Raw genomic sequence first — 14,812 nt, 5'->3', positions numbered from 1 at the left:
CGACAAAGGCTTAAGGGCGTTGCTTAATCAGGGTATGAATCGACTTTTTCCTTTATGTTACAAAACTCACTCTTCGAGGGCTTATAGCAATTCCAAAATTTTTCATTCATACCCTGATTAAGCAACACCAAAGAATATCAAGTGAGAGATAAACGCAGTCTAATGAGGCATTTGATTTTGGTATTTTGTGCATACAGTTTTATTCTCTGGCATACCAAAACCTGCGGATTAAGACGTAGATGGGTAAATAAACCTTTAAATACCTTTGCAAAAGCGCTGGAAGCGTTTCGGACAGCAATATCTTTTAGGTTTGTCAAGTGGCTGAATGAAAATAGGGACGTATTCTCTGCTTACAAAGCTAGTTTGGGCTTTATTTGGGCTTGAAATTTGTTTAAGTCCCGTTAAAAATATCCCTCTAGAAGTACGGTCTCAATATCCAGAATTTGAGTGGCGAAAAATCACCGGACTCTGAAATATCCTTATTTTTTCAGACATTAGATGTAAATATACTCAAAATCTGTCATCTTTAAGATATAGATTTATGGTGAGTGTTTATTCCTTTTTTAAGCTATTTGTATTTTAGATAACAAATTCTAAAAGAATAAGCCTGAATAATATATTTGCTTTGATCTAGATGGATCAGGGGATTACAGACATTTACAATAAAAAAGCAAGCTATGCCGAATCGACGTGGTTTTCTTCTTGGTGGGACTGTAGCTGCGGCTGCGACCTTGTTACCAAATAAACTGACTGCTCAAACTCCAACCAATCGACCGGAAATGGCAGCTTTACAGGAAGGATATGTGGGACAGTATCAGGGTGGTGTGTACTTACTGCCAGCCAATGATGAGACAGTCCAATGGGGTTGGTTTAATAATGCAGAGACACCCCGCGCTCGGATTAAATCAGGGGACACCGTTGTCATGGAAACCATGATGGCTTCCATGAATCAAGTTTTGCCGGGGGTATCGATCGAAGAAATTACTAGACTGCGGGTAAATAATCCCGGTCGTGGACCCCATACGATTACAGGGCCGATCTTTGTAGAGGGCGCAGCACCCGGAGATACTCTCAAAGTCAAAATTAATCGGATTGTGCCTCGTACCTATGGCTCCAACTGGAACTTGCCGGGTAATCTTGCCCTAGGGCAATTCCCAACTAGCTTCCCTGAACCCCAAGTAAAACATTTCTTCCTTGACCTCAAGCGTGGGGTTACAGAATTTTTGCCGGGAATTGAATTACCTGTGCGTCCGTTCCCCGGTATTCTTGGGGTGGCGAGGGCTGAAAGTGGACAATATAGCACCGTACCCCCTGGACCTTTTGGCGGAAACCTCGACTGTAGAGAATTAGTAGAAGGCACAACGATTTACTTACCAGTTTTTGTGGATGGAGCTTTATTGTGGTCTGGGGATTCCCATGCGGTGCAAGGTAATGGTGAGATTAATTTAACAGCGATCGAGTCTGCCTTTAATGAACTGAACCTGACTGTAGAAGTAATTAAGGGTAAACGCCTGACTTGGCCGCGGATTGAGTCAGATACTCATTGGATAACCATGGGTTACGATCGAGACCTCAATATTGCGATCAATATCCTGGAAGAAGAAACCCTAAAATTTCTTGCTGAATCTAAAGGCTTAAACAGTAATGAAGCTCGTCAATACATGGCAAACTACGGTGATTGTCGAGTAGCAGAGGTGGTCAATCAACTAAAAGGGGTCTATTGTATGTTACCGAAACAACCAACTCCAGTCCTTGCCCCTAACCCTACCACTGATACCTCAGATAGTTTTGTCACCCATGCCATCGATGGTGATGCAATGCAGGCGATGAACATGGCGGCCATGAGTCTAATTGAGAGAATGCAGGCCCTAAAAGGACTTGTACCCCTTGATGCCTATTCCCTTGCCAGTTTAGCCATGGATGCACGGATTGGCAAAATAGAGCCGGGAGCAAAACATCTACATTGCTTGATGCCCAAGTCTCTTTGGGTCAGAAGTTAACAGCAGTTTGCGTTCAGATAAGTGGTAGTGCGATCCCCCTAAATCCCCCTATGTCCTTTGGACAGGCTACGCCAACAAAAGAGGGACTTGAAGATCGTTAACTTGGCTTACCAGAATTAAATTTGCTGTAAGGTACTTAGTCCCACAACTTTAAAATCAAGAGCGACTTCTCAGGACACTCACCAACTTATAAACAAGGGGCTTAAGTCCCTTACTTGTCACCTTCCGGCGTTGCTTGATCAGGGTATGAATCAACTTTTCCCTTGATGTTACAAAACTTACCCTTCGAGGGCTTATAGCAATTCCGAAAATTTCTATTTATGCCCAGATTAAGCAACACCAAGTTTTTCTTAATAAGTGCAATTCAAGTTAAATTCATAATCCCTCAACTTCTCAGAAACTCTGATTGAAGTATCGTAGCTTGCGGGTGCGTAGTGATCGATAGTCAGTAATTAGCATCAATCAAGCTCGGAGATTTTCAACTTATTTTTTTCATACTTATATTAAGCAACGCCGATGAAGGGCGTTGCTTAATATAAGTATGAATTCAAGTTTTCGGAATTGCTATAAGCCAAGTAGAGTGAGTTTTGTAGCATCAAGTGAAAAGTTTATTCATACGCCAGAATCAGCAATGCCTTACCTGTTTATCTTGCCCACTTTTTTTGGGCCCACGATCACATAACCAGACCGTGTAACCTTTCTGCACTTATCCACCAAGCCCTACCTAACACGCCACACCCGAAGGCTAAGCTGATACGCAGCTAGATTGTATAATATAAATATAAAATAAGCGCTCATTAGTTATAATCTATGCCAGCCAAAAACCATCTATCTCAAAATCAAAAACAGAGACTCATTAAACTACTAAAAGAGTCTGATGATAATTACGTGAGGGAAAAGGTTCTAATTTTATTACTAATAAATGACGGAAAAACTTATCGATAAATTAGTGAATTTATGGAGATTGCTTGCACAACAGTAGCTTATTGGTCAGTTCATGGCGACCCAGATAATTTGGATAGTTTTTTAGATAAAAGAAGCCCAGGGAATTTTCGCAAGGTCACTCCAGAGTATGAAAAAATATTGATAGATACAATCGATAAAGATCCGGAAGAATATGGATATGAATTTGGGAGATGGACGGCAGCCAGACTAGCAACATATTTAGAAGAAGTCACAGGAATTAAATTGAGTAGTTCCCAAATATCCAGGATACTACATAAAAAAAAAATACGTTTACATTTGGGCTAAATATAGTTTAGAAGACAAACAAAATCCCGTTGAAAGAGAAGTATTTAAACAGAAGCTGTCGGAGTATTTAAGAATAACCAAACAAACGCCAGAACTTTTACAGGTATGGTTTTGGGATGAAAGTGGATTCAGTTTGCGAGTGATAAGAAGAAAAAATTGGGGTAAGAAAGGTCGTCGAAAAAAAATCACAGGTCAAAGGAGAAGAGGCAGAGTAAATATCATGGGTGGGTTGAGATATCATGACAAAAAAAGGTTAAATTTTGTGATAAAAAGAGGAGACTCGAATACGTTTTATGAGCAAATTAATGCCTTAAATGATTCGATAGTTCAAGAGTGGAGAGAACTGGGTAATAAAGCTGAAAACTTTGCTGAATCTGGAATGAAGATTGTAATTGTTTTAGACAATGCTAGTTTTCATAAAAAGAAAGATATTCTGAGCCAAATATCAGCCGAAATGCCTCATATTATTTTAGAATTTTTGCCACCTTACAGCCCCGATTATAATTTGATTTGATTGGTCTGGCATTCAGCGAAAGAATATATAGCACATCGACTGTTTAAATCAGTAGAAGAATTGTCGGAATTGCTACATAGATTATTAAATGAAGGAGAAATGGTTGTTAAATGGGATCGAAAAATCAAAAATAAAGGCAATGCTATTTTATCCGGTTTAGCTGCGTAGCAGCTTAGAGCAGGATAGGAGCATATCCTGACCCAGGGCTTAAAACTGCTAAAGCTAAGCGGGGAAAACCAATATTGCGGGTATACACCAAACTCAGACAGGCATTTTGTAGGTTAAGGCTGACTTTTGCTTTTTTTCCAAAGTTTGATTAATTGTCGGAAATTCTTATTTTTAATGTCTGTTAGCACAATACTTCGGACAGTTTTATATCTAATCGAGTGTGCGAAATCCAAACTGGCTATATGGTGGACTATTATTTCAAGGTTTAAGTCCAGCCCTAAGTTTCCTAAAATACGTTAAAAATGGCAGGGCTGTCTCTGTAAGGCTTACAGGGCAGTTAAAAAACTGTCCGAAGTATTGAGCTGAGCAACGCTAGAAAAGGATTATAAAAAACAGGAATTTATCTAGGATAATTAGTATATTTATCTTGTGAGCATCTGTTGGCTCATTTATTGAATTGGAGCAGGAAACTACTGCAAAAGTGACTGAGAATTGCCTTTATCTGCGTGCATGAATGTAGTCCACAAAGTAAAATCTAGGACGGAGCCAGAATCTCAGCCAAGTGTAAGATCCTAGACCTAGTAGTGCTATCACAATTAAGGGTAAACCCACATAAAGTCGCAATTCATCAGGAAAGAGAGCAACAGCACAAACAGTAATCACAAAGTAGACTAAAAGCAATGCTTGTAAGCGTTGCACGACCAAAAGTGCTTTTCGACAGCTACTACAGTGTTGGGTGTGCTGTTTGTAGCGATCGAGCGTTTGTTGGCGATCGTTATTGATATTCCGTGTCGGTAAAACATTGATTCCAACTTCACTCCAGGGTAGTTGTCCGTGACAGTAGCGGTCAAACCAATTCCTAAACTCAATTACTAAACGGTCTGCACTTGTAGGTAACTTATAGGCAGTTTTCCAGCTTTGGGTAGATTTTGCTTGTTGGAGAAAATACTCTTGCTGCTGTAGAAGAATCATATCTCCCTCAAGAACAAGATTGCGATTGGTGATGTGATCCCACCAACGGGGTTTGAGACGATGGAGGGTTTGACCAAAGTTACGGGGAAATAGAGCGACAATTCTAGACTTCCCAGGAGACAGAGGTATACAGTAGGTGAGCAATCCAAACTTTTTGCTGCCACCGCCAAAACTGAACGCATACTCCAAGCGACAAGGCGGTTCAAAAGTGATTTTTGTTTGAAAAGGCCCAACTATTGCCCCTTCAATCAAATTGGGTGTTGATTGCACGATTTGGAACGCAATCGGTCTGGCTTGTTTGCGATCGCCTTGCACGCCGTGATGAGCAAAAGGCACATGGCTCGGATCTGCCACGTTTTCCACAAGGGTTTCCCAGTCATATTCTAAATCTCGTACAAAAGAAGACCAAACAAACCCTTTAGCTGCATCTATCTGCGGTGATAAAGGCAAGGGTGTATTTGCAGCTTGTTCGCTTGATTTTGCATCCGGCCAAATCCAGAGTAAATCCTGTTGCTGGCGAACTGGTAGTGTTACAGCGCACAGATTTTCTTTATTCTTGCTTACAAGTTCTGGATTTTCTGCTTGAGGAATATGAGTACAACTTCCCTGGTCATCAAATTGCCAACCGTGATAGCTACACATTAAATTCCCTGTTTCGTCATCAATGCGCCCCTCACTTAGAGGCGCAAGGCGGTGGGGACATCGATCTAAAAACACTTGGAAAGTTTCAGATGATTTGGGTTTCCAGATAACTAAACGCAGTCCCAAAAGTGTTACTGAAGTTGGTTGCTTGGGATCTAAGTCTTCGAGTGGTATCACAGGATACCAATGCTCAAAAAAATTGAATTCTGGTTTCATTTGACAAAAAGTTAGGGTGTCGCGGGTAGGCAAAGAAAAAGACCTCCAGGTTCCCTTGGGTTATTATGCGCGCTCGCACAAGAAATGGAGGTGCCTTATATTTTACCCAGACCTTTGGCAGCAGCGCTGGCATTCCGCTTCGGATTATTCAAAAAATCAGTGGTCACAACAACGTTGAACAATTGCATCACTACGAAAGAGGTGAAGCCGGATCAAGTCAAAGGAGGGACACGAGTCTTTCCATGCTTTCCTACACCGGAAAGTGTACTTTCCCTGCCTAGGACTCGAAACTGGTACAGCTAGGTCAGGATACAAAATTAATTTTTATTGGAGTCTCTAGCTTTTAGAAGTGGGGTGCCATTTTTAGGCAACGGTGGATCAAACATCTTGGCAATCAAAGCAGCCCCAAAAATCTAGCTTTGAGACAGAAGCCAGACAGTTTGCCCCTGTCTCAAAACCCCGAAGTGTGACAAATTTTGCACACTTTTGCAATCGGCTGGGGATGCAGGGTGAGGTTTGGTATCTCAAACTTTCGTTATCCCGCACGACATGGCACAGATTCCACAGTTTTTGGACAATATCAGTTGTTGGGGTCATAAAGCAAGATTTTGGCTCGACAAAAATTAAGCATTCAATCCAATCAACTCATAAACCTTGAATGGGTTTCCTTCAGGTTTTAGTTGGGTCGAGTCTCTTTCTCTCACCTGAACATACTCCGCACAACTTTCATACGTCTTTTGACCAATCAAAATGTCGCAGCCATATTGCTGCCCTTGTTGACTCAGGTGATTAGCCACATTCACCCCATGCCCCACGACAGTGAACTCCATTCGTCGAGGGGAACCAACATTACCGCAGAAAACACGATCTGTATTGATGCCGATTCCTATCCTCAGCGGATGTTGCTCTTCTGGGAACCAGGAACTGTTGATTTCTGGTAGTCGCTCTCGCATTGCCAATGCCGCTTTAATTGCCATCAGCGCATGGTCTTCTAAGGGCAGTGGTGAATTAAAAACTGCCATAATCGTCGAATCAATGAATTTGTCTACTGTGCCTCGATGATTGAAAATGGTTTCCACCATCTCTCTAAAATAGTGGTCGAACAGCTCGACGCGAGTTTCTACTTCCATTTGCTGAGTTAAGCGCTCAGCTCCGTAAAGATTTGCAAACAAAATAGAAACTTCTTTCTCTCCATCATTGGGGCGAAAATTTTTCAGTTTTTCCAGTAATTCATCAAACTCATCAGATTCATTCGGCATATCGTCCAAGGGTACGTTTTATAGATGGAACACTAACTGATATTCTGCCAAAGCCGCTCGCGGATGTCCGTTAAGAGCCACTCTAACTGACTGTTAAATTGCCGTTATAAATACTTATTCCCCCAACCCAACCACTAGAAGCGCTACAGATTCATCAGGATATAAGCTTATCCTGACCCAGAGCCTGAAACCGCTAAGGTCATTAAATAGTCTCAAGCGCGTGACACATGGTTTTTGATGTCCTCAGCCGGACGGGCAGGCGGCTACTTTTCCGACGCTCTTCTAAATCTTTTTCACTTCGACCAAGACTTAACAGCCCGTCGAAAAAATCCCGCTAGGGTGTAGGCGGGGAAATTACAAATACCAAGAGTCGTCGAGTATTCCGTGTTAAGTTATGTTGCGCCCTAATTAGGCATCAAAAAAAATTAGTATAGTTGAACAATTACCCATTTTAGGAGAAAAAATGGACAGCCAAAATAAATTTAAAAAAAATTTTGTAGGTACTAATCAGAGGCTGATTAGAACAGACCCAAGGATCTTAAAAATTAGAGCAGTGGCTTCAGTTATCAGTAAGGTAGCTCTATTAATAGTGTTTGGAACCTGCTTTTTTACTAGAAATTTAGTCAATCAGGCTAGTCAGCAAGTGGTTCAATTTAAAAATTCAACCACAGTCAAAGAATTAAATAGTTTGGAAAAACATAGCAGCTTGGTCTATAGCAAAGCTACTCTCACCGGGCATACTAACTTGGTCTTAGGCATCGCCTTTAGTCCAGATGGTCGAACTTTGGCTTCTGCTAGCATAGATAAAACAATTAAACTGTGGGACTTGCAAACTAAAAAAGAGCTAGCTACTCTTACCGGACATAGCGATTATGTCTGGGATGTCGCCTTTAGTTCGGATGGTCAAACTCTGGCTTCCGCTAGTAGTGATAAAACAATTAAACTGTGGGACTTGCAAACCAAAAAAGAGCTAGCTACCCTTACCGGGCATAGTAAGGATGTCAAGAAGGTAGTCTTTAGTCCAGATGGTCAAACTTTAGCTTCGAGGAGCGATGATGGTACCATCAAGTTATGGAAAGTACCCAGCCGAAAAGAAAGTAGTCATCACCCTGTTCCTCTTGTGGGAGATTTCTTTTCAAGACTATGGAATATGCAAAGCCAAAACTTTACTTCTAGCCCAGAATATAAATTTTACGGTTTAGGCGGTTTTAGTTCGGATGGTCAAACTTTGGTTATGAATGGTACTAGTCAGATAATAATGTGGGACTGGCGACGAAACAAAAAGGAGATATCTACCTTAACAGAAGCTAAAACAGGAGCTAAAACAGGAGCTAAGAGATGGACATCTATTGCCTTTAGCCCAGATGGAAAAAGTGTTGCTCTGCGTAGAGGGAAGGAACTGAGTCTAGGGGATTTGCAAAGTAAAGAGGTGATCGCTATTCTCGCAAACAACTTGTGTGGCAGTAACACAGATCATATCCTAGCTTTTAGTCCAGATAGTAAAATGTTTGTTTCGGCTACCGAAGGCTTTGCGAATAGGGCGATCAAATTATGGGACGTGCAAAGCCAAAAACAGAGGGATAACCTTTTGGTACCTGGAGGTAGCCGGCTCACTAGCCTCGTCTTTAGCCCAGATGGCAAAATGTTGGCTTTGGCTACCACGAATGATATCACACTAACACCAATAGATTCTCCAGGTTACTAGCTTGCACTTACCCTGTATTAACTAAAATGAAGCTATAACAGGTTGGGGCGCTGAGTGTTAGGAATTTTAAAATTTTTTATAAATACCTTGCACTCGGAACTAGTACACTTTCATCAAGATAAATCCATTTACTGAGCCAGAGGATGGAACCGCTAAGGTCATTAAATAGTCTCAGCCGCATGACACAATGCTTTAGATGTCCTTGCGGACGGCAGTGCGGAGATTTTCCCAACGACTTAAATCTTAAATTGTAACTACGAAATATAAATGGTACACCGTCGAAAAAATCCCGCTGGGAGCTTTAGGCGGGGGAAGGGTAATTTTCTCACTCACTCCAAAACCTTGTTGTAGGTGGGGATAACTCTATTTCCCAGCCTAGGACGTGGAAGTGCGGAGGCTACGTCAGATTGTGAGATATTTTGATAAATTTGTGGCTGTTGTAGTTATGAATAAGGATATACCTAAAGTCTCTGGATGTATTGTCTCAGGACTTCTCAATCATTTCTAAAATGAGTTCCACATCTGCAAGCGATGCGCTTGATTGTTGGCGCTTGGTTTTCAACTGATTGAGCAGATCAGCAGCGTAGGGAAAATCTTTTCTGGCAAGCGCTGATTTTTGATTTTCAGCTAGGGCTGCTTCAAGTTTTTCTTTCAGGTCAGAGACTTCTAAGCTCAGTTGAGCGCGCTTTGCCTCACTGTTGTCTAACTCTTCCCGCACTTCAAGTTGCGCTTGCATTAGAGCCAACTCACGGTCTAAATTGCGGGTAGTTTTAATTTCAGCTTTCCGCCGCCGGAACAAAAGCTCAAAGAAATAGCAGTAAGCCGTACTTATCGGTAAAACGGAGAGGACACGTATTATCTTGTTCCACAAATATAAGGGTTCCCAGGGAAGAAGCATTATTATTTCTAGGCAAAATGGAATTGCAAAAATGAAGCCTAAAAATAAAAACACAAAAGCTTTCAACCCTTCTCGCCAGTGCCAGCCAGTTCCCGAACATCGGTTGCTAACAAGCCATTGACGGATGCGGTCGTAGTTGGGCACCTCGCTGGGTAAGTTTGTTATGGCTGCTTCGACTATTCTGGCGGTCATGTAGTGGAGGAATGTGAAAAGAAATAGCTGAACGAACCAAGCAATTGTCAGCAATATGAAACAATCAGCAATATTGTTAACTTTTGAGAAGCCCTTGTATACAAAGAAGCTGAAACTCATGGAAACAATGAAGCCCTTTATCAAGGAAACAATGCAGTCCTTTAACCACGAGATAGGATAAGAAAACCATGCAGGCCATGAGTGAACTTTCATGAGCTTAAGGTGTCTAGCTTGAATAGGGATAAAGCTATTGTCTCAAATTTTACGCTCAGGCGGTGAATTCAATTTTCTAGGTCAATGGCTGGGATGTTAAATTATTTCAGCCGAGCATATCAAAAATAGGCCCGGCTCCTGTCCCACCTCTGATAGTGAACACTCCAGGCTCTGCCTCAACTTACGTAACTTTCCCAGCCTACAACTTGTAACCCTTGCAGCTAAGTCAGAATACTGCAATTTCCCTATTTAGAGCTGAAAACTGTTACAGATTCTTTAGCCTATTCATCTATTTTCAGCTTCGGCAATTGTTTGAGCGCTTCTGGGATGGAAGTAATCTCATTGTGACTGATGTCAAGCTCTGTCAGATTGGACAGTTGTCCTAGTGCCTCTGGGATAGAGGTAATATTATTGCTACCGAGAATAAGCTTTGTCAGACTGGACAGTTGCCCTAGTGTCTCTGGGATACACGTAATCTCATTGTGACTGAGGTCAAGACCTATCAGATTGGACAGTTGCCCTAGCGCGTCTGGGATGGAGGTAATCTGATTGTGACTGAGGTCAAGGTATATTAGATTCGACAGTTTTCCTAGCACCTCGGGGATGAAAGTAATCTGGTTCTTACTGAGATAAAGCCACCTAAGACTCGACAGTTGCCCTAGTCCCTCTGGGATGGAGGTAATATTATTGTTGTAGAGGTCAAGCCATTTTAGATGAGATAGTTGCCCGAACTCCTCTGGGATGGAGGTAATCTCATTATTACCGAGGTCAAGGATTCCTATATTGGACAGTTGTCCGAACTCCTTTGGGATGGAGGTAATATTATTATTACGGAGGTCAAGCCCTGTCAGATGGGAGAGTTGCCTTAGCTCCTTTGGGAGCGAGGTAATATGATTGTCACTGAGTACAAGCACTTTTAGAGCCGTGTACTTGAAAATTTCTGGTGGGAATTCTTTCAAATTCTGCAAGGGCAAGCGCAGTTGCATTCGATCGCTAACCTGCTCAAATGGTGGCACTGGATACTCTTTCGTCATGTCTCTTATCTCTTCACAGCATTTATTGTCACAAAATTCAAAATATTTCTGTTTTATTTGACTCTCTAGCTTTTAGAAGTGGGGCTTCATTGTCAGACAATGACCCATCAAACATCTTGGCATCAAATCAGCCCCAACATTCTAGCTTCTGGGGTAGATGTTAGAAATTTGGGAGCGAAATGCTAGACAGCTACTAAATAAGCGCTAGGTTCCTCACACGGTAAAGTAAAGTTACCCTTAAAAGTTATAGCCCACACAGTAAAAACAGCCCAAACCTAGACTAGGCATAGTTTTGAAGCACTTTGATTGCTACAGGGTACTTTTACATTTTTTTATTGTTGAGTAATAACATCTTATTAGACCGTGCCAAACTTAAGAAAAATGTGAAAGGCTTGGAGGCAAATTCGATGAACTGGAAAAAGCGCGCGGTAGTGTGTAGCAGCCTATCCGACCACTAGACCGTGCTAGACTTGCCAGCGAGACGATCGCCCCAATACCTTTATTCTTTGGTTCACAATTCAGTAATTTACTGATTTAGAGTGTTAAACTTTTACAAATTTTTATCTATACAATCATCTTCAGGAGAATAAAGTATAAATTTTTTGTATAAAGCATTGATAAGGTGATAAAAACCTTCATCCTTATTTTTAAAAATAATCTTGTTACCAGGAATGTAAACCTCTACATACCAATCATCTTTATCAAATACAGGATGTCCAGTTACATCACATATACCCTTTTGGGGAAATACACGCCTCCAAGCTAAAACTTGATCGCGGTCTAAACCGTAATAGTCGTGATACCTTATTTTGTTAGACATTTAACGTTCCTATAAAGTTAAATACCACCCATGATAACACATTAACAATTTACATAAAAACAATAGACAGAACCCGCTACACTTTACCTGTGGCGGGTTTTGTCTATAAGAACGTACCTTTCATTCACTATCTCGCATTTGCCCGCCTAAGCCCTGTAATCATTAAAAATTCATCAATAAATATATTTAATTAATCACACTTCAACTCCTATAACACACCTCACACCACCATTTCTATAAATCATGTTAATTTCATTTAAACGTCTATTTCTAAAACCTAATGATAACTCAACACTGCGATTTTCATTTCCTGCACTCCAACGCATAAATCCATATTCTGTACCCTCAGCTCTCCAACAAGGTGTAGTAGAACTACCGCTTATAATTTCATCTACCTGTTCAGGTGTCATACCTTTTTCTAAAGCTAATACTTGCTGACCTCCTTTACTATTAGTTAAATCATCAATTGATACAATCGAACAACCCGGATCTCTACCTGGTATATCACCGTTATACACAGTCAATTTACGCTGAGCAATAGCCTGTAAAGTATTTCCAATAATAAAAATATTAAGGAAAAAGAAAACTAAACTAGGTAAACACTTAATTTGATTGCTCTTTTTAAACATTTGATTTTATTTATTCTAGATTTTTCACTTGTAATAAAATATCTTCCTGGTCTGTGAATTGTCAACATCTAATTTTATTCATTTGTGACCACTGCAAATTTATTCAGTTTTTAAAAAAGTGTGATGTTATCACTCGCACCTGTGACGCAAAAAAGCTAGACCGCCACCGCTCCGACAGTCCGATCGCTCCAACCGTGCGACTGTGCCCGTGATCGCCCCGACCGCTCCGACTGTACAGCCGTACTTATTGTTTAAAAAACCCTCTTATTGAAAATTAAAAACCTGTTAATTTTTAAAGACCGTCTGAAACTGGCAGACAACTTCATCCATTCAAATATACACACTGTATGGATTGTAATTTTTTATTGGCGCAAAATGCACTTACTTAGGGGTTAGGCATCAATCAAATTTTGCGTCGATAAAAACTATTTTAAGTATAAATATTTATAATACTAATTGAGAATACATCCGTCTTATTGATAAGACACCCGCACCGCTACGACACACCAAGACTCTCAATCAAGCTATGCACACAGTTGGATTGAAAAAGATTTTCTAGCCGTGCCAGTTCCGACCGTGCCAGCCGTCCGTGCAGCCGTGCCAATTCATCCGATCACGCAACGCGACAAATCAGCACCCTCCATCGCGCCGCACACCCACACAGCCACCGCATACAGCCGTGATGAAAACGATGGTATCAACACACTCGCAACGCACCCCGCCTAGAACGCGCAAATAGACAGCTCTGTGGTGGTGTTAGATGATGGCGAATGTGGTGCGGTGATTTTTCAACCCGTTCGCCCTACTAGGGTTTATCCGTTGGCCCTGCCGGAGTACAAGTATTTCCCCGCCTAGAGCTTGTAACCATTGCAGTATGATTACTATGGTATATAAACACTTTATATGCTATGTAAAAAAAGTTAACGTACAAAAGTATTAAAATTAACCGAGGTAACAAAATGATTAAAATTAACCGAGGTAACAAAAGTTCTTATAATTATCGATCTTTGGTAGAATTTTATCAGTCTCACGTAGATGAAGAATTACAGGTCTTATATACTATTTATGAATTAACAAAAGAAGGTAGACATAATATTAGTAATTCAGACATTACAAAGTCCACAGACATTCAAGGTAAGGACTTATACGGTGCTTTAAAAATTTTACTAGAGCAAGATTTGATTAGAGAAGTATTTTCTATCAATGGTCTACTTGAAATGAGTGGATACACTGCTGTTTCAATTACAGACAAAGGGTTACTTAATGTAGATAATGAAATAAAAGTAAGTGAGGAACTTTCGCTTTTATAGAAAAAAGTATCTAAGAAGCTATAAAATTATTAGACCCGCCAGAGCTTAACAGTGGCGGGTTTTATGTTTTTATTCTTTGGTTCAAAATTCTCAGATTTCCCCACCTAAGTCCTGTAACCCTTGCAGCTACATGAGAAAGATACATATCTTGATGTAAAACGTTACCCAATTAAAAAACTGTCCTGAGTATAAACTTAAAAACAGGTATGGTTAGATTGACTACCAAATACAACAACTAAAAATAAAAGAAAATAATGATTTTTGCACAAGCTGTTCAAGCCCAAGTTGTTAACGCCCAAGTAGTCAGTGTAGGAGACGGCGATACACTCACTGTTCGCAGCAACGGACAAAATATAACCGTAAGGTTAGCTTGCATAGACACACCTGAAAGAAATCAAGAAGGTGGAAAAGAGGCTGCTAATCGCCTTAGCGTACTACTTCCAAAAGGTACATCAATCAAAGTTCAACCTGTAGATAAAGACCAATACGGACGCACAGTAGGGATAGTTTTCGGTAATAAAAATATTAATTTACAAATGGTGCAAGAAGGGCAAGCATGGGTCTATGAACAGTATATTGGCAACTGTCGCACTATAACTCAACAATTACGTCAAGCTCAGGCTACAGCCAAACAGCAGCGACTTGGGATATGGAGTAAAAATAATCCTTGCCCACCTTGGGACTATCGGAAAAATAAATGTACAGCGAATCCCATTGCCCCACAAAAACCTGCACCTAATCCACAAAGACCCGTACCCAATCAACAAAAAAATTGTGACCCAAGTTATCCCGATGTGTGCATCCCACCTGCACCACCTGATTTGAATTGTGGGGATATTTCCCACAAGCGTTTTCGGGTGCTACAGCCAGACCCCCACAAATTCGATAGAGATAAGGACGGTATAGGTTGCGAATGAAACTCTCAACTGTATCAAAACACCATTAACCCGCTAAACTCATACTCTGGAGGGTTTCTATTAACTACCAGT

10 protein-coding genes and 2 pseudogenes are annotated in these 14,812 nt (G+C 40.9%); 6 read left to right on the top strand and 6 right to left on the bottom strand.

What is annotated here, in order from left to right:
• Positions 1-129: 129 nt before the first annotated feature.
• The 3 genes and pseudogenes from QUA23_RS16490 to QUA23_RS16480 form a co-directional block, all read left to right on the top strand.
• A pseudogene (locus QUA23_RS16490) lies at positions 130-384 on the top strand (IS701 family transposase); the annotation flags it as partial.
• A 293-nt stretch (positions 385-677) separates the two neighbouring features.
• Positions 678-2,000: an acetamidase/formamidase family protein gene (locus QUA23_RS16485; RefSeq protein ID WP_333077019.1), complete on the top strand. Its 1,323-nt coding sequence runs from the start codon at positions 678-680 to the stop codon at positions 1,998-2,000.
• An 810-nt stretch (positions 2,001-2,810) separates the two neighbouring features.
• Positions 2,811-3,933 (top strand): annotated as a pseudogene (locus QUA23_RS16480) (IS630 family transposase).
• Positions 3,934-4,431: 498 nt separating this feature from the next.
• Here the strand turns inward: QUA23_RS16480 and QUA23_RS16475 are convergent.
• Complete coding sequence (locus tag QUA23_RS16475; protein ID WP_333077018.1) at positions 4,432-5,763, bottom strand: Rieske 2Fe-2S domain-containing protein; 1,332 nt, start codon at positions 5,761-5,763, stop codon at positions 4,432-4,434.
• A 623-nt stretch (positions 5,764-6,386) separates the two neighbouring features.
• Entirely contained in the window at positions 6,387-7,022 is a 636-nt protein-coding gene (locus QUA23_RS16470) for an adenylate/guanylate cyclase domain-containing protein (protein WP_333077017.1), read from the bottom strand.
• 463 nt (positions 7,023-7,485) lie between these two features.
• Here QUA23_RS16470 and QUA23_RS16465 point away from each other — a divergent pair, with 463 nt between their 5' ends.
• Complete coding sequence (locus tag QUA23_RS16465; protein WP_333077016.1) at positions 7,486-8,727, top strand: WD40 repeat domain-containing protein; 1,242 nt, start codon at positions 7,486-7,488, stop codon at positions 8,725-8,727.
• A 484-nt stretch (positions 8,728-9,211) separates the two neighbouring features.
• Here the strand turns inward: QUA23_RS16465 and QUA23_RS16460 are convergent, their stop codons facing one another.
• From QUA23_RS16460 to QUA23_RS16445, 4 genes are all read right to left on the bottom strand, one after another.
• Entirely contained in the window at positions 9,212-9,691 is a 480-nt protein-coding gene (locus tag QUA23_RS16460) for a hypothetical protein (protein ID WP_333077015.1), read from the bottom strand.
• 620 nt (positions 9,692-10,311) lie between these two features.
• Positions 10,312-11,064, bottom strand: a complete 753-nt coding sequence (locus QUA23_RS16455) for a leucine-rich repeat domain-containing protein (RefSeq protein ID WP_333077014.1) — start codon at positions 11,062-11,064, stop codon at positions 10,312-10,314.
• 550 nt (positions 11,065-11,614) lie between these two features.
• Positions 11,615-11,884 carry a hypothetical protein gene (locus QUA23_RS16450; protein WP_333077013.1) on the bottom strand — a complete coding sequence of 90 codons (270 nt, stop codon included), beginning with the start codon at positions 11,882-11,884 and terminating at the stop codon, positions 11,615-11,617.
• A 194-nt stretch (positions 11,885-12,078) separates the two neighbouring features.
• Positions 12,079-12,513: a hypothetical protein gene (locus tag QUA23_RS16445; protein ID WP_333077012.1), complete on the bottom strand. Its 435-nt coding sequence runs from the start codon at positions 12,511-12,513 to the stop codon at positions 12,079-12,081.
• A gap of 959 nt (positions 12,514-13,472) precedes the next feature.
• Between QUA23_RS16445 and QUA23_RS16440 the strand changes: the two genes are divergently transcribed.
• Both QUA23_RS16440 and QUA23_RS16435 read left to right on the top strand, forming a co-directional pair.
• Positions 13,473-13,823 carry a hypothetical protein gene (locus QUA23_RS16440; RefSeq protein ID WP_333077011.1) on the top strand — a complete coding sequence of 117 codons (351 nt, stop codon included), beginning with the start codon at positions 13,473-13,475 and terminating at the stop codon, positions 13,821-13,823.
• Between the two features lie 254 nt (positions 13,824-14,077).
• Positions 14,078-14,740: a thermonuclease family protein gene (locus QUA23_RS16435; RefSeq protein ID WP_333077009.1), complete on the top strand. Its 663-nt coding sequence runs from the start codon at positions 14,078-14,080 to the stop codon at positions 14,738-14,740.
• Positions 14,741-14,812: the final 72 nt, after the last annotated feature.

Source organism: Microcoleus sp. Pol1C5, from assembly GCF_036701115.1.
Classification (GTDB): Bacteria; Cyanobacteriota; Cyanobacteriia; order Cyanobacteriales; family Microcoleaceae; genus Microcoleus.
Note: the sequence above shows the minus strand (reverse complement) of the source record. Positions and strands in the feature narration are given on the sequence as shown.

Bases quoted from the DNA above. Each gene is read 5' to 3' on its own strand.
- QUA23_RS16475 (WP_333077018.1), bottom strand. From the start codon at position 5,763: ATGAAACCAGAATTCAATTTTTTTGAGCATTGGTATCCTGTGATACCA.
- QUA23_RS16435 (WP_333077009.1), top strand. From the start codon at position 14,078: ATGATTTTTGCACAAGCTGTTCAAGCCCAAGTTGTTAACGCCCAAGTA.
- QUA23_RS16485 (WP_333077019.1), top strand. From the start codon at position 678: ATGCCGAATCGACGTGGTTTTCTTCTTGGTGGGACTGTAGCTGCGGCT.
- QUA23_RS16455 (WP_333077014.1), bottom strand. From the start codon at position 11,064: ATGACGAAAGAGTATCCAGTGCCACCATTTGAGCAGGTTAGCGATCGA.
- QUA23_RS16440 (WP_333077011.1), top strand. From the start codon at position 13,473: ATGATTAAAATTAACCGAGGTAACAAAAGTTCTTATAATTATCGATCT.
- QUA23_RS16465 (WP_333077016.1), top strand. From the start codon at position 7,486: ATGGACAGCCAAAATAAATTTAAAAAAAATTTTGTAGGTACTAATCAG.
- QUA23_RS16450 (WP_333077013.1), bottom strand. From the start codon at position 11,884: ATGTCTAACAAAATAAGGTATCACGACTATTACGGTTTAGACCGCGAT.
- QUA23_RS16445 (WP_333077012.1), bottom strand. From the start codon at position 12,513: ATGTTTAAAAAGAGCAATCAAATTAAGTGTTTACCTAGTTTAGTTTTC.
- QUA23_RS16470 (WP_333077017.1), bottom strand. From the start codon at position 7,022: ATGCCGAATGAATCTGATGAGTTTGATGAATTACTGGAAAAACTGAAA.